General features: G+C 63.3%; 19 protein-coding genes. 13 read left to right on the top strand and 6 right to left on the bottom strand.

The annotated features are described in order from the left end of the window. The first annotated feature begins 27 nt into the window (after positions 1-27). The 11 genes from NKI52_RS04325 to NKI52_RS04275 all read left to right on the top strand — a co-directional run bounded on the left by NKI52_RS04325 (position 28) and on the right by NKI52_RS04275 (position 13,796). Complete coding sequence (locus NKI52_RS04325) at positions 28-636, top strand: CGNR zinc finger domain-containing protein (RefSeq protein ID WP_352454730.1); 609 nt, start codon at positions 28-30, stop codon at positions 634-636. Beyond that, entirely contained in the window at positions 629-1,159 is a 531-nt protein-coding gene (locus NKI52_RS04320) for a hypothetical protein (protein ID WP_352452209.1), read from the top strand. The genes NKI52_RS04325 and NKI52_RS04320 overlap by 8 nt, the downstream gene beginning before the upstream one ends. A gap of 225 nt (positions 1,160-1,384) precedes the next feature. Next, positions 1,385-4,864 carry an indolepyruvate ferredoxin oxidoreductase family protein gene (locus tag NKI52_RS04315; RefSeq protein WP_352697134.1) on the top strand — a complete coding sequence of 1,160 codons (3,480 nt, stop codon included), beginning with the start codon at positions 1,385-1,387 and terminating at the stop codon, positions 4,862-4,864. A 152-nt stretch (positions 4,865-5,016) separates the two neighbouring features. Continuing rightward, positions 5,017-7,338, top strand: a complete 2,322-nt coding sequence (locus tag NKI52_RS04310) for a putative bifunctional diguanylate cyclase/phosphodiesterase (RefSeq protein ID WP_352620723.1) — start codon at positions 5,017-5,019, stop codon at positions 7,336-7,338. Between the two features lie 150 nt (positions 7,339-7,488). Beyond that, on the top strand, positions 7,489-8,271 hold the full coding sequence (locus NKI52_RS04305; protein WP_023676258.1) for an N-acyl amino acid synthase FeeM domain-containing protein: 783 nt from the start codon (positions 7,489-7,491) through the stop codon (positions 8,269-8,271). Between the two features lie 119 nt (positions 8,272-8,390). Continuing rightward, on the top strand, positions 8,391-8,540 hold the full coding sequence (locus NKI52_RS04300) for a DUF3096 domain-containing protein (RefSeq protein WP_013528205.1): 150 nt from the start codon (positions 8,391-8,393) through the stop codon (positions 8,538-8,540). Between the two features lie 236 nt (positions 8,541-8,776). Beyond that, positions 8,777-9,001, top strand: coding sequence for an aa3-type cytochrome c oxidase subunit IV (locus tag NKI52_RS04295; RefSeq protein WP_352522521.1), 225 nt, complete (start codon positions 8,777-8,779; stop codon positions 8,999-9,001). 81 nt (positions 9,002-9,082) lie between these two features. Next, the gene (locus tag NKI52_RS04290; RefSeq protein ID WP_352578573.1) at positions 9,083-10,357 is read left to right on the top strand and encodes a Re/Si-specific NAD(P)(+) transhydrogenase subunit alpha; all 1,275 of its coding nucleotides are present in this window, start codon (positions 9,083-9,085) and stop codon (positions 10,355-10,357) included. After that, the gene (locus NKI52_RS04285; RefSeq protein WP_036238371.1) at positions 10,357-10,779 is read left to right on the top strand and encodes an NAD(P) transhydrogenase subunit alpha part 2; all 423 of its coding nucleotides are present in this window, start codon (positions 10,357-10,359) and stop codon (positions 10,777-10,779) included. Before NKI52_RS04290 ends, NKI52_RS04285 begins: the two co-directional genes overlap by 1 nt. Positions 10,780-10,785: 6 nt before the next feature. Next, positions 10,786-12,183 (top strand): NAD(P)(+) transhydrogenase (Re/Si-specific) subunit beta, encoded by a 1,398-nt coding sequence (locus NKI52_RS04280; protein WP_352454727.1) that lies wholly within the window; start codon positions 10,786-10,788, stop codon positions 12,181-12,183. Between the two features lie 92 nt (positions 12,184-12,275). Further along, positions 12,276-13,796, top strand: a complete 1,521-nt coding sequence (locus NKI52_RS04275) for a hypothetical protein (protein ID WP_352697132.1) — start codon at positions 12,276-12,278, stop codon at positions 13,794-13,796. A gap of 99 nt (positions 13,797-13,895) precedes the next feature. Here NKI52_RS04275 and NKI52_RS04270 read toward each other — a convergent pair whose 3' ends face one another. From NKI52_RS04270 to NKI52_RS04255, 4 genes are all read right to left on the bottom strand, one after another. Further along, a complete protein-coding gene (locus NKI52_RS04270; protein ID WP_023676264.1) occupies positions 13,896-14,813 on the bottom strand; it encodes a hypothetical protein in 918 nt (305 codons plus the stop codon). Between the two features lie 245 nt (positions 14,814-15,058). Next, positions 15,059-17,530 carry a DNA topoisomerase (ATP-hydrolyzing) subunit B gene (gene gyrB, locus NKI52_RS04265; RefSeq protein ID WP_352697130.1) on the bottom strand — a complete coding sequence of 824 codons (2,472 nt, stop codon included), beginning with the start codon at positions 17,528-17,530 and terminating at the stop codon, positions 15,059-15,061. 146 nt (positions 17,531-17,676) lie between these two features. Further along, entirely contained in the window at positions 17,677-20,343 is a 2,667-nt protein-coding gene (locus tag NKI52_RS04260) for a caspase family protein (RefSeq protein WP_352697128.1), read from the bottom strand. 58 nt (positions 20,344-20,401) lie between these two features. Continuing rightward, complete coding sequence (locus tag NKI52_RS04255; RefSeq protein WP_023676267.1) at positions 20,402-20,971, bottom strand: NADPH-dependent FMN reductase; 570 nt, start codon at positions 20,969-20,971, stop codon at positions 20,402-20,404. Positions 20,972-21,155: 184 nt separating this feature from the next. Between NKI52_RS04255 and NKI52_RS04250 the strand changes: the two genes are divergently transcribed. Then, positions 21,156-22,529 carry a cytochrome P450 gene (locus NKI52_RS04250; RefSeq protein ID WP_352697126.1) on the top strand — a complete coding sequence of 458 codons (1,374 nt, stop codon included), beginning with the start codon at positions 21,156-21,158 and terminating at the stop codon, positions 22,527-22,529. A 21-nt stretch (positions 22,530-22,550) separates the two neighbouring features. Here NKI52_RS04250 and NKI52_RS04245 read toward each other — a convergent pair whose 3' ends face one another. After that, positions 22,551-23,525, bottom strand: a complete 975-nt coding sequence (locus NKI52_RS04245; RefSeq protein ID WP_352501121.1) for a complex I NDUFA9 subunit family protein — start codon at positions 23,523-23,525, stop codon at positions 22,551-22,553. 243 nt (positions 23,526-23,768) lie between these two features. Here NKI52_RS04245 and NKI52_RS04240 point away from each other — a divergent pair, with 243 nt between their 5' ends. Then, positions 23,769-24,041: a hypothetical protein gene (locus NKI52_RS04240; RefSeq protein ID WP_352454720.1), complete on the top strand. Its 273-nt coding sequence runs from the start codon at positions 23,769-23,771 to the stop codon at positions 24,039-24,041. Positions 24,042-24,098: 57 nt separating this feature from the next. Here NKI52_RS04240 and NKI52_RS04235 read toward each other — a convergent pair whose 3' ends face one another. Next, on the bottom strand, positions 24,099-25,100 hold the full coding sequence (locus NKI52_RS04235) for an Ldh family oxidoreductase (protein WP_352568374.1): 1,002 nt from the start codon (positions 25,098-25,100) through the stop codon (positions 24,099-24,101). Between the last annotated feature and the right edge of the window lie 42 nt (positions 25,101-25,142).

Raw genomic sequence — 25,142 nt, 5'->3', positions numbered from 1 at the left:
ACGCGAGTTATCAGTTAGATTCGCCATATGACAGTATCCTGGACTCCGCACCGCTTTACCGGTGGCATGCTGGCGCTCGATACGGCGAACACCGTCGTTTTGCGGAACGATCCGAAGAAAACTTTCGACCGTTTCGACGATCCGGCCGAGATCGCCCGCTTTGCCGAAGCCGCGAGTGCCTTTCGCGCCGCCGAGCTCGGCGGCAGGCGGCTCGTAGCGCCGGCGCCTGAAAAGATCGCACCGGTGGTGCTGTCGATCCGGGAGACGACCGATCGGCTGTTTCGCGGCGCGGTATCGAAAGGTGCGATCGCGACCGGCGATATGCCGAAATTCTTGGAAGCCTGCGCCGATGGCCTTGCTCATAGCCGCACCGAAATCGGCACGCCTGGAAAACCGTTCGGTGATCCGGCGACGCCGATTGCCTTCGAGGCCGCGCTTGCGGTCTCGGCGCTGTCGCTGCTGCGTAGCGACACCATCGCCAGGCTGCGGATATGTCCGAACTGCAGCTGGCTGTTTGTCGACAAAAGCCGCAATTCCAGCCGCCTCTGGTGCGACATGGCGGTGTGCGGCAACCGCCAGAAGGCAAACCGACACTATCGCCGCCGGACCGCGGCCAGGGAGGTCACCAATGTCTAGAAGATTCTCACGCGCGATGATTGTCGTCGCGGCGTTGTTCGCGGCGGCCGCGCTCGGCGCCTGCCGTGATTCCGGCAAGGACCAGCTGTTCGCCATTTCCGGGAAGCTGTTCGAGTTCAACTACCGGCTGGGTATCGCCACCTATGTCATCACCCTCAATCCGCTGCGGCCGGTGGGTGAGGGGCAGGTCGCTGTGGTCTCCTTCCAGAACCCGGCCGGTGGTGATCCGATCATCGTCACCCAGAAAATATGGCCGAAGCTGCCGCATGTGACGCTCACCAGCCCGCCGCTTACCTGCGTTGTCAAGGACAAGCCCTATGCGGTGTCGATCCGCATCGAGGATTCCAGCGGCAAGTTGCTGCAGAGTTTCGCGACCACTCTGACGTCCTCGCTCGACCAGTCGGTCCTGCCCGACCGGCCTCTGGTGGTCGGGCCAGTCTACGAGCTCAACAAGGACTTGGCCGGCCATGTCGACGGCAAGCTGCCCGGTGAACCGAAGCCCAGTTGCCCAAAGGCTGCATGATGCATCACCAGCGGCACTGACCGCCGCCGGAATTTTTCATGCTCGGCCATCCTCCCCGACAGGCGTTTCGTGGCGCCACACGGCCGCGCACGGATCGTTTGTTGCGGACCGCCTGGCACCTTCGATTTTGTTTGACCTCCCCGGCAAGGGAAGAAAGACTGTGGGCACTCGACTCCGACGTTGGCCGCGCACCACCAGGCGCGGCCTCCGCACAGGAAATGCCTGATGACGCTGCACAATGTCGCGCTCGACGACAAGTTCGACCTGGCAAAGGAGCGCATCTTCCTGTCGGGTGCCCAGGCAGTCATCCGCATGCTTCTGATGCAGCGCGAGCGCGACCGCCGGGCTGGCCTGAACACCGCCGGTTTCGTCTCCGGCTATCGCGGCTCGCCGCTCGGCGGCCTCGACATGCAGCTGTGGAAGGCCAGGAACCAGCTCGCGCAGTCGGACATCGTCTTCCAGCCCGGTCTCAACGAGGAGCTCGCCGCCACCGCCTGCTGGGGCTCGCAGCAGGCCGAATTGCTGGGCGAGGGTACCCATGACGGCGTTTTTTCGGTCTGGTACGGCAAGGGTCCGGGCGTCGACCGCTCCGGCGACGTGTTCCGCCACGCCAATCTCGCCGGGTCGTCGAAACATGGCGGCGTGCTGGCCCTGATGGGTGACGACCACATGGCCGAATCCTCGACCAACGCGCATGCCACCGAGTTCCTGTTCGTCGACACCATGGTGCCGATCCTTAATCCGGCCGGCGTCCAGGAGATCATCGACTACGGCCTCTACGGCTTTGCCATGTCGCGTTTTGCCGGCACCTGGGCGGCGATCAAATGCGTCAAGGACAACATCGAATCGACGGCCTCGGTCGATGCCGCGCTCGAACGGCTGAACATCATCGTGCCGGACTTCGACATGCCGCCCGGCGGCCTCAATATCCGTAACGAGATCGACATGCTCGGCCAGGAGGAGCGGCTGCATGAACACAAGCGCGCCGCCGCTTCGGCCTTCATCCACGCCAATGGGCTGAACCGGATCGTCTATTCGGGCGGCAGCAGCGCCAAGCTTGGCATCGTCACCATCGGCAAGAGTTATCTCGATGTTCGCCAGGCGCTGGAGGATATCGGCATCGACGAAGCGGCCGCCAGTCGCATCGGTATCAGGCTGTTCAAGGTCGGCTGCCCGTGGCCGCTCGACCTGCAGCACATCGCCGACTTTGCTCGCGGCCTCGATACCATCGTCGTCGTCGAGGAGAAACGCTCGCTGATCGAGGTGCAACTGCGCGAGAACCTTTACGGCACCGCGACGCAGCCGATCATCGTCGGCAAGAAGGACGAGCGCGGCGACTGGCTGTTCCCGGCCAAGGGCGCGCTCGACCCCAACGATATTGCCATCGCGCTCGGCGAGAGGATTTTGCGAACGATCGGCCCGTCGGAAGAAATCGCCGCGCGGGTGGCGAAGTTGCGCCAGTTCCAGGCGATGCTGGCCGACACGTCAGACATCGCCTCGCGCACGCCCTTCTTCTGCTCCGGCTGCCCACACAATTCCTCGACCAAGGTGCCGGACGGCTCGCTCGCCGCCGCCGGAATCGGCTGTCATTTCATGGCGCTGTGGATGGACCGCAACACCGTCGGCTTCACGGCCATGGGCGGCGAGGGCGCGCAGTGGGTCGGCCAGGCGCCGTTCTCGAAGCGCGAGCACATCTTCCAGAATCTGGGCGATGGCACTTACAACCACTCGGGTGTGCTGGCGATCCGCTTCGCGCTGTCGACCGACGCCAACATCACCTACAAGATCCTCTACAATGACGCCGTCGCGATGACCGGCGGGCAACCGCACGAGGGCGGCCTGACGGTGGACATGATCGCAAGGCAGGTGCGCGCCGAGGGCGTGGAGCGCATCGCCATCGTCACCGACGAGCCGGACAAATATACCGGCAAGGTGGAATTTCCCGCCGGCGCCACCATCCATCACCGCGACGACCTCGATCTCGTCCAGCGCGAGTTGCGTTCGGTCAAAGGCGTCTCGGTGCTGCTCTACGACCAGACCTGCGCCGCCGAGAAGCGTCGCCGCCGCAAGCGCGGCACCTTCCCCGATCCCGACAAGCGTATCTTCATCAACGAGCTGGTCTGCGAAGGCTGCGGCGATTGCGGCGTGCAGTCGAATTGCGTCTCGATCCAGCCGGTCGAGACCGAATTCGGCCGCAAGCGCAAGATCGACCAGTCGAGTTGCAACAAGGACTTCTCGTGCGTCAACGGTTTCTGCCCCTCCTTCGTCACCGTCCACGGCGCCAAAATCAGGAAAGCCGAAGGCATAGCCGGCGCGGCCGACCCGCTCGCGGGGGTGCCGGCGCCGGCGCAATTTACGCTCGGTGAACAAGGCTGGGCGGCGATCATCGACGGTGTCGGCGGCACCGGCGTCGTCACAATAGGCGCGGTGCTCGGCATGGCCGCGCACTTGGAAGGCAAGGGCTGCGGCATGATCGACATGGCCGGCCTCGCCCAGAAGGGCGGCTCGGTGTTCACCCATGTCCGCATCGCCCGCACGCCGGACGACATCCACGCCATTCGGGTATCGGCCGGCAAGGCCGATCTCGTGCTCGGCTGCGATCTCGTCGTTTCGGGTGCCAAGAAGGTGTTGGCCGCGGTGCGCGAAGGCCATACCATCTTCCTCGCCAACACTGCCGAGATCATGCCGGGCGAGTTCGCCCGTTCGGCCGATTTCTCGCTGCCCGTCGAGCGGCTGAAGAAAGCGATAAGAACGGCCGCGGGCGACGACAGGACGCATTTCTTCGACGCTACCCGCACCGCCACCGCGCTGTTCGGCAGCTCGCTTGGCGCCAACATGTTCATGCTCGGCTTCGCCTTCCAGCACGGCGGCTTGCCGCTGTCGGCGGAGGCGGTCGAGAAGGCGATCGAGCTCAACGGCGAGGCGATAGCGATGAATATCGCGGCATTTCGCTGGGGCCGCCGCGCCGCCCACCAGCCGGATTTCGTGCGCAGCCTTCTTGCCCAGCCGGGCAAGGCCACGCAGCATGCCGCCATTGCCGAGACGCTGGACGATATCATTGCTCGCCGCGTCGCCTTCCTGACCGCCTATCAGAACGCCGCCTATGGCAAGCGCTATGCCGACAGACTGGCGGCGCTGCACAAGGCCGAAACCAATGCTGTGCCCGGGTCGACCGTGGTGACCGAGGCTGCCGCAAAGAACCTGTTCAAGCTGATGGCGATCAAGGACGAATACGAGGTGGCGCGGCTTTATACGGACGGCTCCTTTGCCGCAGAGATCGCAAAGCAGTTCCAGAGCTACGGCAAGCTTGAATTCCATCTCGCACCGCCGATCATGGGCAGGCGCGGCAGTGACGGCAAGCCGAAGAAATCGAGCTTTGGCCCGTGGACGATGAACGGGTTCCGCCTGCTGGCGGCGATGAAGGGCCTGCGCGGCACCGCTTTCGACCTGTTCGGCTACAGCGCCGAGAGGCGTATGGAGCGGCAGCTTCTTGCCCTCTATGAAGCCGACCTGGAGCTTGTCGCCGGCGCGCTGGCGCCGGGCAAGATCGAGGTTGCTGCCGCGCTTGTTTCGGTGCCGGCGCTCATCCGCGGCTTTGGCCACGTCAAGCAGGCCAGTGCCGAAAAAGCCGCCGGCGAACGCCAGCGTCTGCTCGACCGCCTCTCGACGGCGCCGCTGCGGCCGCAACTTCAAGCCGCCGAATAATTCAGCGCTGTGATACGCCTTGTTTACCTGAACTGTAGTTTCCCTGCTTCCGCTGCGTCACCAATGAATGCCAATAGAGCCAGAACCGCTGCTCTAAACCTTTCTTAAGGCCAATGTGACACTGCTGGGTTCCCCAGGGTTGGGATCCAGGCGTGAATCTGAGACGAAAAAACGAGATTCCGGTCGACGTTTACATTCCGTTCGTGGAAACGCTGTTTCGCGACGGGTTCACGCTGTCGATCGGCCTTGTTGCGCAGACGCTCCTCGTCATTCTGGTCTATTGGAAGACCATGGACTTGGCGTATCTTCTAGTTGCCGCTGGGCTCATCATTGTCGGTACTCTGCGCCTTCGCAACATCCGAAAATACGGGCGACTTCCTTCCCCGACGACGTGGGAAGAAGCCCATGATCGCGAAAACGATTACATAATTTTCGGTTCGATGCATGGTTTCATGCTTGGCGCGTTCTGTTTCGTCAGTATCTATCTGGCAAATGACAGCCACGACAACTATGCCGAAATAGCCTCTGTCTGCGTCACTCTGGCATCGGTCACGTCGATTGCCGGCCGCAATTATGGGTCGCCGCGCATGGTTATGATTTTTATCATAACCACCACATGGCCCATATCGCTTGGCTTTATCCTGCGCGGCGATATCTACCACATCATCCTCGGTCTGATGTCGGCCCCTTTTCTGTTTGCGATCAAGCGGTTCGCCGACATCGTCCGCGAAGTCCTGTTTACCGCCCTGTCGGAGGAAAAGAAGGCGAACCGCATCGCGCAGCGTTTCAACCGCGCGCTCAACACCATGTCGCATGGCCTTGTCATGCTTGGTCCCGACGGCCGGGTGGCGGTGGCCAATGCCGAAGCCGCGCACCTGATGTCGCTCAAATCGGCCGATGCGCTGCTAGGCCGCTCGATCCACGGTCTGCTGATGCGCGGCGCTGCAGGCGGCATGCTGGCGCCGAAAGATTGCCGTTACATCGAAGCCCAGCTGACGCGTGCGTTGCGCGAGGGCCGCGACCGCAAGGTCCTGGTCTCGCTCACCAACGGCCAGCACTATGAATTTTCGGCGCGCGAAGGCAGCCAGGAACTGGGCGTCGTCACTTTCGAGGATGTGACCGCCCGGGTCGAGGCGGAAGACAAGATCCGCTTCATGGCGCGCTACGACAGTCTCACCGGCCTGCCCAACCGCGCCTACTTCCACGAGTTGGTGGTGGAAGCCATGGCCTCAGGGGATCCCGAGCGTCTCTGCGGGCTGGTGGTGCTCGATCTCGATGATTTCAAGAGCGTCAACGACACGCTCGGCCATCCGGTCGGCGACGGATTGATCTACGCCGTTGCCGAGCGGCTGGCGGCAGTCGCTGGGCCAGGCATCACCGTTAGCCGCTTTGGCGGCGACGAGTTCATGATCTTCTTCGAGCGCATCGAGGATGAAAGCCACCTGACCGGCCAGGTTGATGAGATCTTTGTCAATCTACAGGGCGAGGTCGATGTCGCCGGCCACGGATTACGCATCCAGGCCAGCGGCGGCGCGGTGCTGTCGCGGGTCAAGGATACCGACGTTGACGCCATGATCGTCAAAGCCGACCTTGCACTCTACAAGGCCAAGGAGCTTGGCAAGAACGGTTGGCGGCTGTTCGAGGCCTCCATGGATGCTGCCTTCCGCAGCCGTCAGCTGATGAAGGCGGACCTGCGCAGCGCCGTGGAAAACAAAGAATTGCGGGTGGTCTATCAGCCGATCGTGGCGATGAGCACGATGCGTATCGCCAGTTGCGAAGCGCTGTGCCGCTGGGATCATCCCGATCTCGGGCCGATTTCCCCCGGTATCTTTATTCCGCTGGCGGAGGAAATGGGGATTATTTCCGACATCAGCACCTTCGTCCTGCATGCGGCCTGCACGGAATGCGCCAAATGGCCGGCCCAGACCAGCGTGTCGGTCAATCTCTCGGCCAAGGATTTCCGCAACCGTGATGTCATCCAGAAGGTTCGCGACGCGCTGGCTGAATCCGGTCTCTCCGCCGGACGTCTGGAGATCGAGGTCACCGAGACGGCGCTGCTCGACGACAAGTCGCTGACACGCCAATATATCGAGGAGTTGAAGCGGCTCGGCGTGCGCATTGCGCTCGACGATTTCGGTACCGGGTATTCGAGCCTCAGCTATCTCCACAAACTGCCGCTCGACAAAATCAAGATCGACCGCTCGTTCCTGATGGATGTCACTCAGAACAGCCGGTCGCTCGAATTGCTCAAGGGCATCGTCAACCTGTCACGGCCGCTGGGACTTTCGGTTACCGTCGAAGGTGTCGAGACCTTCGAACAGCTCAAGATCCTGGCATTGCAGGTCAAGCCGGACCTGGTCCAGGGCTTTCTGTTCGGGTCGGCACTCAGCGCGTCCGGCATCGAGACGATGTCGAGCACCGTCTGGCCCTTCGCCAAGGACATCCAGACGGCAAGGAAGGCGCCGCGGCGCTGACTTCGCGCTGAAAGACCGCGTATTTTAGTATAATTTTATTAATTGTTAACCTTAATGACCGGTAAACGAGCTCCTACTTATTTTCATCTTTACATCTCATGACCCGTCCGTAGTGTCGGCTGGTGGCGGTAATCGCGGGGAATAGAGTTCATGTGTGCCCAGTTGAGTTCGCTCGGCCATGCGGCGGGCGCTGGTGGGAAAGATGCGTCCGAGACCATGTCCAGCTTCGCGCAACATGTTTATGCGCTGCTTGACCGGACGGAGTACCGACGCTGTGAAAGCGGCGAGGACTTCGAAAGCATTTACAGGCTGCGCTACAATTCCTATCGGATGAACGATCTCGTGCCCGAGAATGCGTCCCGTCAGGTCCATGACGAGTTTGACGAACTGCCCAATTGCCATACGTTCGGAATCTACATCGAGGGGCGGCTGGTCAGCACAATGCGCCTGCATAACGTGTCTGCTGATAACGCCACATCACCAGCGCTCAGCGTCTACAAGGACTTGTTGATGCCGCGTCTGGCGGCCGGCGAAGTCTTTATCGACCCGAGCCGTTTTGCCGTGGACGCCGAATGGTCACGGCTTTACCCGCAGATCCCGTATGTGACGCTGCGCCTTGCGGGCATGGCTTGCTTCCATTTCGGCGCGCCTTATTGCATATCCATGATCCGCGAGGACCATGCGGCTTTCTACAAGCGCATCTATCGGGCGCGACCGATCGGCGATGCGCGGCCCTATGCCGGCGTGATCAACTGTTTCGCGCTGCTTTATCAAGCCGATGTCCTGGCGATCAAGAATGAAACCTACGCTCGCTTTCCGTTCTTCCGTTCGACGCCAATGGAGCAGCGCATGTTGTTCGATACGCCCGGTGCCGGCGAACTCGCCCCGCTGACCATCCTGCCCACCGCCAAGTATTTTCGCGAAGCCGCCTGAACGAGCCCATGGAGCCTTCCGGTCGCTTCGGCGTTCTGGGCAAGGGTGCTGGTGGTAGGTCGGCATCGCCGGCGTCCGCCAAGCATCGCTTCGATAGCGATCCGATCAAAGGAACCGATATGACCATTTCCACGCTCGCCCTTACCCCGCTTATCTCGCTGATTGCAGGCGTGCTGATCCTGGTGATGCCGCGGCTGCTCAATTATATCGTCGCCCTTTATCTGATCGTTGTCGGCCTGCTCGGTCTGTTCCCGCATCTCGCCGGCTAACGACATTGGCAATAGCGGACCTGCCGTCCATTGTGATTGGTATCGCCGCGCTCCGCTCCGCCTCGTTTTCAGGCTCGGGTCAGTCATAACCGCTGCGCATGTTGCGCCACATCATTGACGCAGCGATTTCCAGTTTCGCTTGAGACAGTTGGCTGCGGCGATGCGGCAATAGCGCCATTGCCCTTAACGCGGCTTTTCGCTATGTGCCTGAAAGATGTCTTCGAAGGGGTATTCCTATGGCTGAACACACGCCGACCGGTCCTGTCGAACTGGGCGCGAAGATGGACTATGCCGAGCACGACCGCACCTATGCCGGCTTTGTGATGCTGGCCAAATATGGGTCGCTATTTTGCGCCGCCGTGCTTCTGGCCATGGCGTTCGGCTTCTTTGTGGGCGGCTTCTTCTCGGGGACTATCCTGTTCGTGCTGATCCTGGCCGTCGGCGCCTTTATTCTCCGATAGACTCCTCCAACCTTTGTCGAGGGCGCCGCCGGTGGCCGGCCGGCGTCTTGGGTAACGGGTTCCGGCCGAAAGGATCATGCGGTGGGACAGACGGTTTTCATCCCTCGTGAGCTCGACGCGAACGAGCCGCGCGTCGCGGCCTCGCCCGACACGGTGAAACGGCTGGCGGCGCTGGGTTTCGGCGTGGTCGTCGAAGCCGGCGCAGGCACTGCTTCGCGCATTCCCGACGAGGAGTTTGCCAAGGCCGGCGCCGCGATCGGCAAGGCCGGCGATGTTTCCAGGGCTGATGTCGTGCTGAAGGTGCGCCGGCCGAGCGATGCCGAGCTGAAAGCCTATCGGCCGGGCACTGCCGTCATTGCCATCATGGATCCATATGGCAACGATGCTGCCGTCGCCGCGCTGGCCAAGGTTGGTGTTACTGCCTTTTCCATGGAGTTCATGCCGCGCATCACCCGTGCCCAGTCGATGGACGTCCTGTCCAGCCAGGCGAACCTCGCCGGCTATCAGGCAGTGGTCGACGCGGCTGCCGAATATGACCGGGCACTGCCGATGATGATGACGGCCGCCGGCACGGTACCGGCGGCGAAGGCCTTCATCATGGGCGTCGGCGTCGCCGGTCTGCAGGCCATCGCCACCGCGCGCCGCCTCGGCGCCGTGGTCACCGCCACCGATGTGCGCCCGGCTGCCAAGGAGCAGGTTGCCTCGCTCGGCGCAAAATTCCTGGCCGTCGAGGACGAGGAGTTCAAGGCGGCCGAGACGGCCGGCGGCTACGCCAAGGAAATGTCGAAGGAGTATCAGGCCAAGCAGGCGGCGTTGACCGCCGAGCACATCGCCAAGCAGGACATCGTCATCACCACCGCGCTGATACCCGGCCGGCCGGCGCCGAAGCTTGTTTCTGCAGCGATGGTCGCTTCGATGAAACCCGGCTCGGTGATCGTCGACCTCGCGGTCGAGCGCGGCGGCAATGTCGAGGGCGCCGAAGCCGGCAAGGTGGTGACCACGGCCAACGGGGTAAAGATCGTCGGCCATCTCAACGTTCCCGGTCGCGTCGCCGCCTCCGCTTCGCTTCTCTATGCCAGGAACCTCTATGCCTTCCTCGAGACGCTGGTCGACAAGGCGGCGAAGACGCTTGCCATCAACCACGACGACGAACTGGTCAAGGCGACGATGCTGACCGATGCTGGCAAGATCGTGCATCCGGCTTTCGCAAAGGCTGAGCAGGAGCCGCCAAAGGGCCAATATGTCGAACCACCGGCCATTCCGGCCAGGACGATGGTTGCCGAGGCTTCGGCGAAGCCGGCTGCGAAGAAAACGGCCGCTTCGAGGAAGCCCAAGACCACCGGAGGGATCGCGTGATGGATCAGACTCTGCAGAAAGCCCTCGACCAGCTCGACCAGGCGACAGCTGCCGTGCGGCTCGCGGTGCAGAACCTGGCGGCCGCGCCCGGCACCGAGGCGGCGGGTGACGCCGCTCACGCGCTGTCCGGCGGTGCCATCGATCCCTTCGTCTTTCGCTTCGCCATCTTTGTCCTGGCGATCTTCGTCGGCTACTACGTCGTGTGGTCCGTCACGCCGGCACTGCACACGCCGCTGATGGCGGTCACCAACGCCATTTCCTCCGTCATCGTCGTCGGCGCGCTGCTGGCCGTCGGCATCTCGGCCTCAGGGCTTGCCACCGGCTTCGGCTTCGTTGCGCTGATGCTGGTATCGGTCAACATCTTCGGCGGCTTTCTCGTCACCCAGCGCATGCTGGCCATGTACAAGAAGAAGGAAAAGTAGGCCGCTATGAACGCCAACTTCGCCTCCTTCCTCTATCTGGTCTCCGGCATCCTGTTCATCCTGGCATTGCGCGGCCTGTCGCATCCGACCACCAGCCGCCAGGGCAACATGTACGGCATGATCGGCATGGGCATCGCCATCGCCACGACGCTGGCGCTGGCGACCCCTTCGGCCGGGCGCTTCGGCCTCATAGTGCTCGGGCTGCTGATAGGCGGCTCGGCCGGTGCGGTCACGGCACGGCGCATTGCCATGACCTCGATGCCGCAGCTGGTCGCCGCCTTCCACTCGCTGGTCGGTCTTGCCGCGGTCATGGTGGCGGCCGCCGCCATCTATGCACCGGAAAGCTTCGGCATCGGCACCGTCGCCGATATTCATGCCCAGGCACTGATCGAGATGAGCCTCGGCGTTGCCATAGGTGCCATCACCTTCACCGGCTCGGTCATCGCCTTTTTGAAGCTCGACGGCCGCATGTCGGGCAAGCCGATCATGATCGGTGGCCGCCACTTCATCAACGCGGCCCTGGGCATTGCGCTGATCGTGCTGATCGTGCTGCTGGTCACCGCCGAGTCCAAGGTGGTGTTCTGGCTGATCGTTGCCGCCTCGCTGGTGCTGGGTGTGCTTCTCATCATCCCGATCGGTGGCGCCGATATGCCGGTGGTCGTGTCGATGCTGAATTCCTATTCGGGCTGGGCCGCGGCCGCCCTGGGCTTCACGCTCGGCAATCTGGCGCTGATCATCACCGGCGCGCTGGTCGGCTCGTCGGGCGCCATCCTGTCTTACATCATGTGCAAAGGCATGAACCGGAGCTTCATCTCGGTCATCCTCGGCGGCTTCGGTGGCGAGACATCAGCCATTGCCAACGACGGCATCGAGCGCACGGTCAAGCAGGGCTCGGCCGAGGATGCCGCCTATCTGATGATGAATGCGCAAAAGGTCATCATCGTGCCGGGCTACGGCATGGCCGTCGCCCAGGCGCAGCACGCGCTGCGCGAGATGGCCGACAAGCTCAAGGCCAACGGCGTCGACGTCAAATACGCCATCCACCCGGTTGCCGGCCGCATGCCCGGCCACATGAACGTGCTCTTGGCCGAAGCCAACGTGCCTTATGACGAAGTGTTCGAGCTGGAGGACATCAACTCTGAGTTCGCGCAGGCCGACGTCGCCTATGTCATCGGGGCCAATGACGTCACCAATCCCTCGGCTCGTGACGACAAGTCCTCACCTATCTACGGCATGCCAATCCTCGACGTCGACAAGGCGCGCACCTGCCTGTTCGTCAAGCGATCGCTCGGTTCCGGCTATGCCGGCATCGACAACACGCTGTTCTACAAGGACGGCACCATGATGCTGCTCGGCGACGCCAAGAAGATGACCGAGGAGATCGTCAAAGCGATGGATCACTGAAACGGCGTCGCTGCCAACTCACTGCCGATCGTCGAATACAGCCCGGCTCCGCGCCGGGCTTTTTCTTGGCTGTTACCGGTTCTGAAGCTACGATGCCGACCCGTTGTCTTGCTAACGGCGTCATCGTGGAGGTGCTGGTGCCCGACCCTGGTTCTGCTGCATCGCCGGCCGCCGATCTGACCGCAGCAGAGAAGGCGCCACGCAAGCGCAGCCAGGCGGTAGTGGTCGTGCACGGCATGGGCGAGCAGCGGCCCATGGACACGTTGAGGGAATTTGTCCAGGCCGTATGGAGCCACGATCCGGCCCGTGCACCGTTCTATGCCCATGTCCCCGATCCGGCCGACCCGATGGGTGCGAAGATCAACCAGAGCTGGATCACGCCCGACAGCCGGACCAATTCGCACGAACTCCGCCGGATCACCACGCCCTATGATGTCGATGGCCGCCGCACCGATTTCTACGAGCTTTACTGGGCCGACATCACCCAGGGCACGACCCGAAGCCGCCTTGCTGCCTGGGTGACGACCCTGCTCTGGCGGAAGCCGGCCGATATTCCGCGCGATGTGCTCAAACTCTATGTCGTCACGCTTTTGGCCACCATCGTCGTCCTCGGCGCGGCGCTGGCGCTCGCAACGTCGACCTGGCAAGGCTACATCTCCTGGACGACCGGTGTGCTTGTCACGGTTCTGGCGTCGTTCGTCATCTGGTCGGTGGACCAGTTTGGCTTGCCTTATTTCGGCGACGTCGCCGCCTATGTGCGGGCCGAAGCGGCAACGGTCGAGAAGCGGGCGCTGGTCCGCCAGCGTGGCCTCAAGCTGCTGAAGCGTCTCATGATGGACGATGCCTATGACCGCATCGTGCTGGTCTCGCACAGCCTCGGGTCGATCATCGCCTATGATCTGTTGCAGATATTGTGGGCCGATTTCAGGCCTAGAAAGTTGGAAGCCATTCGCGACAAAGCGAGGCTGAAGGCGATCCACGCCGTCGACAAGGCGACGCTGGCCGCCGATGCCTCCGCTTGGCCCGACAGCCTCGATGACCTCCCCGCATTCCGGCGCAGCCAATGGGAGCTCTACCGGCAGCTTCGCGTCGGCGACGCCGATCATCCGCTGCCGTGGAAGATCAGCGATTTCGTCACGCTCGGCAGTCCGCTGACCCACAGCGAGTTTCTGGTGACCTACAACCTCGCCGAATTCAGGCGCGGCATCGCCGAGCGCCTGTTTTCGGCATGCCCGCCGATCGCCGACAGGGCGGCGGGCGGGACCATGCTCTACCAGGAAGGGCGCAGCCATTCCGGCAAGCCGCAGCGGGCGGTGCATCATGGCGCGGTGTTTGCCGCGACGCGCTGGACCAATATTTTCGACAGGGGCAATGGCTGGCTGACCGGCGACCCGATTTCAGGGCGGATGACGGAAAATTTTGGTCCCGGCGTGGAAAACATCCAGGTCGAGCTGCGCGGCTCGGGCGGCCGCGTCTTCACGCACAGGCTCTACTGGTCGCTGACGGCGAGCGGCGTCGAGGTCAACGCGCCGGCCGGCGTACAGCCGCGCTCGCACCTTGCCGTGCTGCGCGATGCGGTCGATCTCGGCCGCAAACTGGAAGCTGAGCTGTAGGCGGCGAGCAGCGCACGACAATGCCGCGGCGGCAGTTCAAAGCAAGGTCCCCTTCGGGCGTAATCTTCCCGAAGCGGACCGAGTTCACTTAGTCACCGATCAACGATTGGTCAGGAAAATCGCTTCCTCGTCGTCGCGCTGCCTGCCGCCAAGTGCTGCAGCCGCGCTGGCAATGAAGGCCCCGACGACCAGCGACAGCGCGCCAATCAGCGAGAAGGTGGCGCCTGCCTTTCTGGCGGTGTCGGCCGCCTGCTGGGCCTTGACCTTGGCGTCCTGCGCTCTGGCGATTACCGTATCGACGCGAGCGGTGGCATCCGCTTCGGACAGGCCTGTGCGGGCGGCCACCAGCCGCGACAGATAGGTCTTGTCGTCGGCCGATATTTCGCCTGCTGTGGCACTCGCGATTAGAATGCGCGATGCCTGCGCCGTTGCCGCAGCGTCGCTCTCCGGATTGGCGGCAGCGAGCCTTGCCGGATCGGCCGGGCGGAACAGCGTATCGACGAAATACGATGTGGCGTTGTCAGTCGAGGCGCTACCCGCGTTTGCAGCAGCACCTGCCGAAGCGCCCATTGCCGCGCCCGATGCCACAGTCGAAGCAGCCTGGACACCGGTACCTATCGCGGCCGAAAGCGCCGTGCCGAGCACGCCGGCGACGAGCAGCGTCGCCAGCGCCCAGGCCAGGAAGCCGTGAGCGGTATCGCGGAAGAAGACTTCATCGGTGTGGATGCCGACCCATTTGGTGCGCAGGCGTCCGGCGAGGTAGCCGCCCAGGGCCGACGACAGCCACTGCACGACGATCAGCCAGACGGCGGTGGAAACGGCGAAAGTGGTGACTGACGCACCCGAGCCGGACCATGGCGACACCATGCTCAGCCCAAGCCCGGAGCCGAGCAGCATCAAGATGAAGGTAAGCGTTGACGCAGCAAAGGCGCCGGCGACGATTGGCCCCCAGCTGACAGCAGTGGAAGCGGATTCCGTCGGGGCGGAAACGTCGACAGCTGTTACGGTGGACTGCATCGAAGCCTCCCTACCGTGCGAACAGCATGATCAGAATAATGATCGGAATTGGGACTCCGAGAAGCCAGAGCAAAATGCCACGTCCCATGGATGCCTCCTGCGGCGATTGTGATCAACTACAATGCCTTGAAAGCCTTTCCGTTCCGGCGGTCCTGGTGATCTTTGTTGCGTTGCAGCAGTCGTATTGGTGCGCCAAGGCGCACCAATACACTTCATGCCTGCTGGCTGGGTATCTGGATGGCGGCTCAGATGTCCAGATTGGCAACCGACAGCGCGTTTTCCTGGATGAATTCGCGCCTTGGCTCGACCTCGTCGCCCATCAGCCGTGAAAACAAGCTGTCCGCATCAGTCGCGTCATTAACCTTGACCTGTAACAGCGAGCGCACATTCGGGTCGAGCGTCGTTTCCCAGAGCTGCTCGGCGTTCATTTCGCCAAGGCCCTTGTAGCGCTGCATGGTCAGGCCCTTGCGGCCGGTGGCAAACACGGCGTTGAGCAGTGCCAGCGGCCCCGAAATGGTTTCCGAGACATCCTTGCGGCGCAGCACCGGCGGCTCGCTGTAGATTTCCGCCAGGCGCGGCGCATAGCGGTCGAGCTGGCGTGCGTCGGCGGAATTGATCAGCGCCAGGTCGAGATGCGCGAACTCCTTGACGCTGCGCACCGTTCGCTCGAAGACATAGCCGCCAATGCCCTCGTTCGAGGTCGACATGCGGCCGATCCAGCCGCGCTCGGTATCCTCGGCGATAATGTCGAGACGACGGGCAACACGCTCGGCCGTCTCGTTGGCGCGGCGGAGGTCGGTGAAGATCTCCGGGTTGAGCGCGCCGGCAATCGCTGCCTGCTCGACCACGCCTCTGTTATAGCGCGTGTGCAATCCGTTGATGAGCTGGCGGACAGCCAAGGCGTCGTCGATGGCACTGCGCAGGTCCTGCCCGGCCCGCACCTCGCCTGTGCTGAGCGCAAGCGACGCTTCTTCCAGCCCGGAGCCGATCAGGAATTCCTCGAAGGCGGCTTCGTCCTTGATGTATTGCGAGCTCTTCCCGCGCGTCACCTTGTAGAGCGGCGGCTGCGCGATGTAGAGATGACCGCGTTCGATCAGTTCCGGCATCTGGCGGAAGAAGAAGGTCAGCAGCAAGGTGCGGATGTGGGCGCCGTCGACATCGGCGTCGGTCATCAGGATGATCTTGTGGTAGCGCAGCTTGTCGGCGTTGAACTCGTCCTTGCCGATCGAGGTGCCGAGCGCGGTGATCAGCGTGCCGATCATGTCGGAGCCGAGCATGCGGTCGAAGCGGGCGCGCTCGACATTGAGGATCTTGCCGCGCAGCGGAAGAATGGCCTGGTTCTGGCGCGAACGGCCGCCCTTGGCCGAGCCGCCGGCGCTGTCGCCCTCGACGATGAAGATCTCGGATTTCGCCGGATCGCGCTCCTGGCAATCGGCCAGCTTGCCGGGCAACGAGGTGACGCCGAGCGAACTCTTGCGGGTGATGTCGCGTGCCTTGCGCGCGGCTTCGCGCGCGGCAGCGGCCTGGATGACCTTCTCGATGACCGCCTTGCCCTCGGTCGGGTGCTCCTCGAGCCAGGTGCCGAGCGCTTCGTTGACAAGCCCTTCGACCACCGGGCGGACCTCGGACGACACCAGCTTGTCCTTGGTCTGCGAGGAGAATTTCGGGTCGGGAACCTTGACCGACAGCACCGCGGTCAGCCCTTCGCGGCAATCATCGCCGATCAGCGCCACTTTTTCCTTCTTGGTCAGGCCCGAGGAGTCGCCATAGCCGGTTATCTGGCGCGTCAGCGCACCGCGGAAGCCTGCCAAATGCGTGCCGCCGTCGCGTTGCGGGATGTTGTTGGTGAAGGCCAGCACGTTTTCATGGTAGCTGTCGTTCCACCACATGGCGACTTCGACCGTGATGCCGTCGCGCTCGGCGCGGATCGAGATCGGCTTGTCGAGCAACGGCTTCTTCGTCCGGTCGAGATATCGGACGAACTCTTCGAGGCCGCCATCGTAGTGCAATTCATGGCGCATGATGTCGGCATGGCGGGCATCGGTCAAAACGATGCGCACGCCGGAGTTCAGGAAGGCGAGTTCGCGCAGCCGATGCTCCAGCGTACCGTAGTCGAATTCGACCATGGTGAAAGTCTCGGACGACGGCAAAAACGTGATTTCGCTGCCGCTGCGCCCCTGATAGGTGCCGGGGACCTTGTCTTGTTCATAACTGCCGGTGATGCGCAGCGGCGCGTCGGCATTGCCATGCGTGAAACTCATCTCGTAGATCTGGCCGTTGCGGCGGATCTTCAGTTTCAGCCAGGCCGACAGGGCGTTGACGACCGACACGCCGACGCCGTGCAGGCCGCCTGACACCTTGTAGGAGTTCTGGTCGAACTTGCCGCCGGCATGCAGCTGCGTCATGATCACTTCGGCCGCCGAAATGCCTTCGCCGGTGTGGATATCGGTCGGAATGCCGCGGCCATTGTCGATGACCGTCACCGATCCGTCCGGATTGAGCGTCACCGTCACCAGGTCGGCATGGCCGGCCAGTGCTTCGTCGATGGCGTTGTCGACGACTTCGTAGACCATGTGGTGCAGGCCCGAGCCGTCGTCGGTATCGCCGATATACATGCCCGGCCGCTTGCGAACGGCATCCAAGCCCTTCAAAACCTTGATGGAATCGGCGCCGTATTCGGCTTCAACGCCGTTGGCGATGTCGGTCTGGTCGCTCATGAAAACCTGTCTGATTGATGCCGTGTGCAGAGCGCGAAAAATCGGCTTCGAATCGCGCATTTCTAATGTCGTAGATATAGGCGCAAAAGGCGGTTTTTCCAAGGTTTGCAGGCATTTCGGAACGGAATGACCATCGCGTGAGCCGGCTACCGGCGCCTGGCTTCGATCCTGGCCAGCCGCTCACGTAAAAACTTGATCATGAACTTGTGGCGCGGTGCCAACCGCCCGCTCCGGTCGAGCTCGAGCGTCATGTCGAGCGCCTTGGAAAGCACAGCCTTCGGGTCCTTTGCGACTTGGGCGTAGTCGATATAGGCGACCACCAGGTCGCGCTGCCAGGTGGCGTTGTCCGGATCGGACCGGGCAAGTTTCTCGCGAATGGCCAGGCTGTCCTGAAGGGCTTGCCGGGCGCCCCTGACGTCGCGCTGCCTGAGGCGCAGCGTGGCGACTTCGGACAGCGTTATCGACAAGTCCCGCTGCCAGTCGGAATTTGCGGGATCGAGCTTGGCCAGCCTCTGCGCAATCGCGTAGCTGTCCAGATAGGCTTTCAGCGCGCCTTTGTGGTCGCCCTGTATCGCCAGGACGCCGGCGACTTTCTCGATGCACACGGACAGGTCGCGCTGCCATTCGGTGTTGTTCGGGTCGCCGGCGGCGAGCGCGCTGGCCTGCGAAAGTGCCTCACGATAAGCCGAAAGTGCCGCCGGCCAATTCTGCTGGTCGCTCAGCGCATTGCCGATCTTGGCGTTGCCGACCGACAGGTCGCGCTTCAACTCGGTGTCGTCCGGATCGCGTTTCGCCAGTTGTTTGACGATCGCCAGACCTTCCTTGTAGGCCGCCAGCGCCCCGGCGGCGTCGCCGCGTTCGCGCAGCAGGTCGCCTATCGTATCGTGGCTGACCGAGACGTCACGCTGCCGGTCGGCGTCTCCCGGTTTGTCCGCCGCCAGCGCCAGCCGCACCTTCAGGCTCTCTTCATAGGCCGCCTGTGCGTTGTCCAGTTGGCCTGCGATATGGGCAAGGTGACCGATCTCATCGTAGGTGATGGTCAGGTCGCGCTGCAGTTCGGCACGGTCGGGCTCTCCGGCGGCGAGCTGCTTCTTGATCGACAGGCTTTCCTGGTAGACCTCTGCGGCGCCGGCCAGATCGCCTTGCGTCGCCAATACGTTGCCGATCTTGTCGTCGGCCATGGCGAGGTCGCCGAACCACTCCAGATTGTCCGGTTCTGCCTCGGTCAGGCCCTGCAGAATGGTCTTGGCGGTCTCATAATTCTGCAGCGCTGACGGCAGATTGCCTTGCGCCATCCGCACGTTGCCGAGCTTGACGTGGCTGACGGCGAAGTCGCGCTTCACGTTGGGATCGGTTTCATGATGCGACCGCCGCTCGAGATCGGCTTGCAGCGCCTCGAAGGCACGGCCAGCCGCATCGATATTGCCGACCGTGGTATAGAGCTTGCCGAGCTCGTCCAGCGTGCGAATCAAGCGGTCGGCGTCGTCGAGCGACAGCACCACCTGTCCGGCTTCGTCATAAAGCGCGAGCACGGACTCATAGTCCCTGATGGCTGTGGCGTAGTCGAGGTCGGCGCGCGCGGCCCCGCCGGACAGATAGCGCGTCGCGGCTTCGGAGAGCGTGCGGCTGACGAAATTGGCCTTCAGCGCGTTGCGCGAGACATTGTCGATCTCGGCTGCCTCGGCGAGCTTTTTACGCGCGGCATCGAACGCTCCCAGCGAAAGCTGCTCTTCGGCCTGCCGGCGCAACGCTGCCACCCGCAGATCGTCGGATCCAAGCGTCTGCATTTCGCTCCGCACCTTGACGAAGGCGTCGGCTGCCTCACGCAGCCTGGTGTTCAGACTGTCTGCGGAGAGATGGCCGGCATCGGAACTGATCAACGCGCCATAGAGCGGCGCCAGCGGCATATCGGCGTCGCTGGCGATCTTTTCCACCTCGCCGCGCATCGCGGGCGTCACCTCGGCCATGGCCAGCAACAAGCGTTCGCGCTCCGGCAATTTCTCCTTGGCCGAGGCGGCAAAGAACAGCTGCGGCAGGCCGCTCTCGACATAGGGCAATTGCTTACCGCGCGAGAGGTCGTAGACCTCCTGCTGCACGAGCGTCAGCACGGAGCGGATCTCGAGACCTTCGGTGCCGAGGTATTTCGTCAGCGCCGCGGTAAACGGCGAATTCTGGCCCGTCCCATCCGCGGCGGTCTCGCCGGGCGCCGCCGAAAAGGCAAACAGGATGTTTTCTGCCCGCCCGATGCGGCCAAGGCCCGGCCGGACCTTGTCGCTGACGTCTTTTGCCAGCGCCGTCGCGCCGCGGCCTTCGCCGCCCGTAGCCGCGAACGGATCGCTACGGCAGGCGTCGAGCACGATCAGTCCGACCTTGCTGGTGGCGGCGACGGTCGCGCGGATCTCCTCCAGCGGCAGGCTGGTCCTTTCCAGCGTAGCGAGCGACGACGCGTCTGCATCGACCGGCAGGAGCCGATTCTCGCCGGCGATCTCGACGCCGTGGCCGGAGAAGAACACCAGCGCCACGTCGGCGCCTTTGGCATCCTCGCGGAAATCGTCGAGCGCCCGGCGCATGCGCCGCAGGTCGCGGTTGGTTTCGAGGAAGACCTCGAAACCAAGCTTCCTCAGCACCGTCTCCATGACCTCACCGTCATTGACGGGATTGGCGAGCGGCCGGATCAGCCGATAGTCGTTCTCGGCGATGACCAGCGCAACGCGCCGCTCCGCCACGGCAGCGGAGGCCGTCGAGAGGATCAGCAGCAAGGCAAACAGAAAACGCAAATCGAACCGCCCCGGCCCGGTCATTTGCCGGAGCATTCCATCTCTTTATGGCATGAGCAAGTTACGGCATCGGCAAGCTCGGCCGTTCGCGTTGTCAGCCGACCCGCATCGGCTTCAGCGCTTCGCTCCAGCGGAACAACTCGTCCAGCATGGTCCTGGCCCCGCCGAGCACCTGCTCGCTGGGCAAGAAGGCGCCGGTCTCGTCGAGCAGCTTCTGGTACATCGGCAGCGCCACGCCTTCCGGGATCGGCATGACGCCGACGGAGGTCAGCAACGGTTTGACCGCCTGCGCCGCCCGCAGGCCGCCGGAGACACCGCCGTAGCTGAGGATGGCGGCCGGCTTGTATCGCCATTCCCTGAGCAGGTAGTCGACCGCGTTGACGATCGCGGGGGCGGCGAAATAATTGTATTCCGGCGCCACGAAGACGAATGCGTCGGCGGCGTCGATTGCCTTCGACCAGGCTTTCGTGTGGCTGTTTTCGTATTTGCCCAGTCTCGGATGATGCGGCTCGTCCAGCACCGGCAGGTTGAAGGCCGCGATGTCGGTGAGCACCGGCTCGAATTTGCCGTGCTCGCGCGCAAAGCTCTCCAGCCAATTTGCGAAAACCGGCCCGGCGCGGCCCGGCCGCGTGCTGCCGATGATGACGTTCAACTGGTGCTTCAAGGCAGGCTCCCGCCGGTTAGTGGCATCTGTGGTGCTGCCACCTAAGACACGCAGCCGGACACAGCAAGCAGGCACTTTCCGGTGCCCCGGTCACATTCCAGAGAGCGGATGCTTCGCCTTGTCGTCCGGTCACATGGACGCCTGCCTTGCCCGCCACTACATTGAGGTGTCAGCGGAGCAAGCCATGGACAGTCAGCCCGTTCCCTTCGTCCCGCCGGCGCCGAAGCCGCGCACAGCGCCGCCCTCGACGCTGGAGATGATCCGCATCGTCTACCGCAATCCGCTCGAACTGTGGGGCGAGCCGACCTATAACGAGCCCTGGATTTCGGTGACCGGCGTCGGCGGGCCGCTGGTCATCGCCAACGATCCCGGCCTCATCCGCCATGTGCTCGTCGATAACGCCAAGAACTACAAGATGGCGACGGTGCGTCAGAAGATATTGCGGCCAATCCTGCGCGACGGCCTGCTTACCGCCGAAGGCGAAGTGTGGCGGCGTTCGCGCAAGGCGATGGCGCCGGTGTTCACGCCGCGCCACATCTTCGGCTTCGCCGAGCCGATGCTGAAACGCACGCTCGAATTCGTCACCCGTTACGAGCAAGGTGGCACGTCGGATATCGCCCACGACATGACGCTGCTCACCTTCGATATCCTGGCCGAGACGCTGTTTTCGGGCGAGATATCGGGCGAGCCCGGTAGCTTCGCCAAGGAGATCGATCGCCTGTTCGAGACCATGGGCCGGGTCGATCCGCTCGACCTTTTGCGTGCGCCCGACTGGCTGCCGCGCCTGACCCGCATCCGCGGCCGCAGGACCATGGCCTACTTCCGCAAGATCGTTACCGACACGGTGCAGATGCGCGAGGCGCGGCTGAGGCGCGCTCCGGACACCGTGCCGCAGGATTTTCTCACGCTGCTGTTGAAGGCGGAGGGACCGGGCGGGCTGACCCGGGCCGAGGTCGAGGACAACATCATCACCTTCATCGGTGCCGGCCACGAGACTACGGCCAGGGCGCTCGGCTGGACGCTCTACTGCCTTGCCGAAGCGCCGTGGGAGCGCGAAAAGATCGAGCACGAGATCGATGCGGTGTTGGCGCGTGAGCCCGACCCGACGAAATGGCTCGACGCCATGCCGCTCACCCGCGCCGCCTTCGACGAGGCGCTCAGGCTCTATCCGCCGGCGCCGTCGATCAACCGCGAACCGATCGAGCCCGAAACCTGGAACGGCCTCTACATACCGCGACGTGCTGCGGTGCTGGTGATGCCGTGGGTCGTCCACCGCCATCGGAAATTGTGGGACCGGCCGGACGCTTTCATGCCGGAACGCTTCCATCCGGGAAACCGCGAAAAGATCGATCGTTTCCAGTATTTGCCGTTCGGCGCCGGCCCCCGCGTCTGCATCGGCGCCAGCTTCGCCATGCAGGAGGCAATCATCGCGTTGGCGATCATGCTGTCGCGCTACCGTTTCGACGCCACCGCGGAAACCCGCCCCTGGCCGGTGCAGAAGCTGACGACGCAGCCGCAAGGCGGCCTGCCGATGCAGGTCACCCGGCTCGCCTCGTAGGCAACCGGACGTCCGTTCGTATTATGCGGCGGACTTGCGTTGGAACTGGCCGGCGGCGCGGTAGCGCCAGAGATAGCTGGGCAGGATGGTTCCGATCGACCGTGGCTGGATCCCGAGGCCGGCGAGCGTCCGGTTGTCCTTGACGGCGGCTTCCGACACGACATTGTGCTGGCGCAACAGCAGGACCTGGTCCTTGGTCAACAACGGATTGGGCAACAGCCCGAGAATTGATGCCTGAAGGTTCGCCAGCCACCATGGCACGGGCAGCAAAAACCGCTTGCGTTCGATGATGATAAGCAGTTGTTGCATGCATTCCTTGAAGGTAAGCACTTGCGGCCCGCCGAGTTCATATATCCGGCCGCCCTGGACCTTGCCGTCGACCGAATGCGCCACCGCTTCGGCGACGTCGCCGACATAGACCGGCTGGAATTTCGTCTGCCCGCCGCCGATCAGCGGCAGCACCGGGGAAAAGCGGGCCATGTTGGCAAAGCGGTTGAAGAAACCGTCCTCTGGCCCGAAATTGATCGATGGCCGCAAGATCACGGCGTCTTGGACCGTCTCCAGAACGGCCTTTTCGCCGAGCGCCTTGGTACGCGCGTAGTCCGATTGCGCGTGGAGATCCGCTCCCAGAGCCGAGATGTGGGTGAGGCCGGCGCCGACGGCGCGCGCCGCTTCAGCGACAGCCCGCGCGCCGAACTCGTGGACGGCAGTGAATTTCTGCCGGCCGGCCTCATGCGCGATCGCCACCAGATTGACGACATGGTCCGCGCCTTGCACGGCGCGGTCGACCGACCAGCGCACCCGGACATTGGCTTGCACCGGCTGGATCTGCCCGACATTGCCGAGCGGCTGCAGGTGGCCGGCGAGATCGGGCCGGCGGCAGGCGACCCGGATGCGGTAGCCGCGCTTGGCCAGCGCCCGCACGACATGACGACCGACAAAGCCGGAGCCGCCGAACACGACCACGAGCTTTGGGGTCTGCAGGATTTCGGTCATGGCTGGCTCCGGCGGCTATCCAGATGGCTTGGTTGAAGCCGTTTCATAGTCGGTTTCGCGCCAAAGGCAAAGGGCGACCATCGGTCGCCCGGCATTGTTGAAGCATGATTTCCAGTATCCGTTGGAAACGGCAGAAAACCCGCCGACGCCGGGCTTTAGGGTAACTCCATTCGGGACAGGAACCTTTGTTCCGGCCGGCGATTTTAGGATGTATGGTTTGATTCCGAATGGAGGATATTGCCGATGACGACAAAACGCGTTGCGATCTTCGCTCTGGCTTTCGCAACAGGCTGCAGCATTGGTGCCTCGGCATTCGCGGCAAACCGGCATCACCACCAAGCTCAACCCGAACGCTACGTTCCGGCCAACGGCAACATCATCGACATTCTGTTCGGTGGCCCGCGCTACTATGACAACCACCTGTTCACGACGGCCGCCGAACCCTGCTCCTACAACAGGGTAGGGCCGGACGCGAATGCGGCGAACGTCATCAACGATCATTATTGCGGGAAGTAGGCTCGCGCTGCCGGATCGGCAGGCGTTCTCAGCCGCTCATCGGACAAACGAATTTCTTCAGGACGAATAGCGGGCGGCGAATTCGGAAATGCGCTGCACCACGGCTTTCGGCGCGCTTATGCCGCGCGCCGCCGCCTTCTCCGCGGCCTCGGCCCGGGCACGCCCCGGCACATGCACGCCATAGCGCCGCCGCAGCCGGTCGAGTTGATCCTTCATCCGCTTTTCGAAGTCCGGATCGAGCAGCTTGGGCTCGACGGCAAGCACGAACAGGCCGGTCCCCGGACTGTCCGGCCCGCCGCTGAACCATGGCGCATCGAGCGACCAGTTGGCGCCCGACAGGCCCGCAGCCAGCACCTCGACCATCAGCGCGATGTTGGCGCCGCGCTGGCCGCCGAAGGCAAGCATGGCGCCCTTCATTGCAGCTGCCGGGTCCGTGGTCGGATTGCCGCTCGCATCCAGTGCCCAGCCTTCGGGTATCTTCTTGCCGTCCTCGGCCGCCTTGCGGATGTTGACGAAGGCGGTGGCGCTCGACGATTGGTCGATGACCAGCGCCGCCCCGTCCGCGGCGGGTGCCGCAAAGGACATCGGGTTGGTGCAGTAGACCGGCTTGACCGAGCCCGAGCCGGCAAGCACGGCCGGGCCGTTGGTGGCGGCGAACGACACCAATCCCTGCGCGGCCAGCCTTCCGGTGAAATAGCCGAGCGCGCCGCACGTATAGGCATTCTTCTGCGAAAAAATCGCGACGCCGAACAGCCGCGCCGCGTTGGCGAGTTCATCGATCGTGCGGTCGAAACCGGTATGCGCCAGTCCGCCGCGCGCATCGGAGAGATAGACCGCGAGCGCCGGCCTGGTGATCACCGGATCGGCGTTGCCGTCGATGCGGCCGGCTTCCAGCGCTTCGAGATAATCGATGAAGTGCGACAGCCCAACGGTCGACAGTCCTTCCGCCTCGGCCGCGACGATCGAGGCAGCCAGCGACTGCGCCGCCTCTTCGTTGGCGCCAGCGCCAAGTGCGGCCATCCGGCACAGCCCTGTCGCCTGGTCGAGACTGAGTTGCATTGTGATTGCCATGGATATCTGAGGGAATGGGTGAATGGTGAA

The organism is Mesorhizobium sp. M0590 (assembly GCF_040320905.1).
Lineage (GTDB): Bacteria > Pseudomonadota > Alphaproteobacteria > Rhizobiales > Rhizobiaceae > Mesorhizobium.
The sequence above is the reverse complement of the archived record's forward strand: the minus strand, read 5'-3'. Positions and strand labels throughout refer to the sequence as shown.

Excerpts from the sequence above, each read along its gene's own strand:
- NKI52_RS04295 (WP_352522521.1), top strand. The coding sequence starts at position 8,777 with ATGGCTGAACACACGCCGACCGGTCCTGTCGAACTGGGCGCGAAGATG.
- NKI52_RS04270 (WP_023676264.1), bottom strand. The coding sequence starts at position 14,813 with ATGCAGTCCACCGTAACAGCTGTCGACGTTTCCGCCCCGACGGAATCC.
- NKI52_RS04300 (WP_013528205.1), top strand. The coding sequence starts at position 8,391 with ATGACCATTTCCACGCTCGCCCTTACCCCGCTTATCTCGCTGATTGCA.
- NKI52_RS04280 (WP_352454727.1), top strand. The coding sequence starts at position 10,786 with ATGAACGCCAACTTCGCCTCCTTCCTCTATCTGGTCTCCGGCATCCTG.
- NKI52_RS04245 (WP_352501121.1), bottom strand. The coding sequence starts at position 23,525 with ATGACCGAAATCCTGCAGACCCCAAAGCTCGTGGTCGTGTTCGGCGGC.
- NKI52_RS04315 (WP_352697134.1), top strand. The coding sequence starts at position 1,385 with ATGACGCTGCACAATGTCGCGCTCGACGACAAGTTCGACCTGGCAAAG.
- NKI52_RS04325 (WP_352454730.1), top strand. The coding sequence starts at position 28 with ATGACAGTATCCTGGACTCCGCACCGCTTTACCGGTGGCATGCTGGCG.
- NKI52_RS04260 (WP_352697128.1), bottom strand. The coding sequence starts at position 20,343 with ATGCTCCGGCAAATGACCGGGCCGGGGCGGTTCGATTTGCGTTTTCTG.
- NKI52_RS04250 (WP_352697126.1), top strand. The coding sequence starts at position 21,156 with ATGGACAGTCAGCCCGTTCCCTTCGTCCCGCCGGCGCCGAAGCCGCGC.
- gyrB (WP_352697130.1), bottom strand. The coding sequence starts at position 17,530 with ATGAGCGACCAGACCGACATCGCCAACGGCGTTGAAGCCGAATACGGC.
- NKI52_RS04305 (WP_023676258.1), top strand. The coding sequence starts at position 7,489 with ATGTGTGCCCAGTTGAGTTCGCTCGGCCATGCGGCGGGCGCTGGTGGG.
- NKI52_RS04275 (WP_352697132.1), top strand. The coding sequence starts at position 12,276 with ATGCCGACCCGTTGTCTTGCTAACGGCGTCATCGTGGAGGTGCTGGTG.
- NKI52_RS04240 (WP_352454720.1), top strand. The coding sequence starts at position 23,769 with ATGACGACAAAACGCGTTGCGATCTTCGCTCTGGCTTTCGCAACAGGC.
- NKI52_RS04320 (WP_352452209.1), top strand. The coding sequence starts at position 629 with ATGTCTAGAAGATTCTCACGCGCGATGATTGTCGTCGCGGCGTTGTTC.
- NKI52_RS04235 (WP_352568374.1), bottom strand. The coding sequence starts at position 25,100 with ATGCAACTCAGTCTCGACCAGGCGACAGGGCTGTGCCGGATGGCCGCA.
- NKI52_RS04285 (WP_036238371.1), top strand. The coding sequence starts at position 10,357 with ATGGATCAGACTCTGCAGAAAGCCCTCGACCAGCTCGACCAGGCGACA.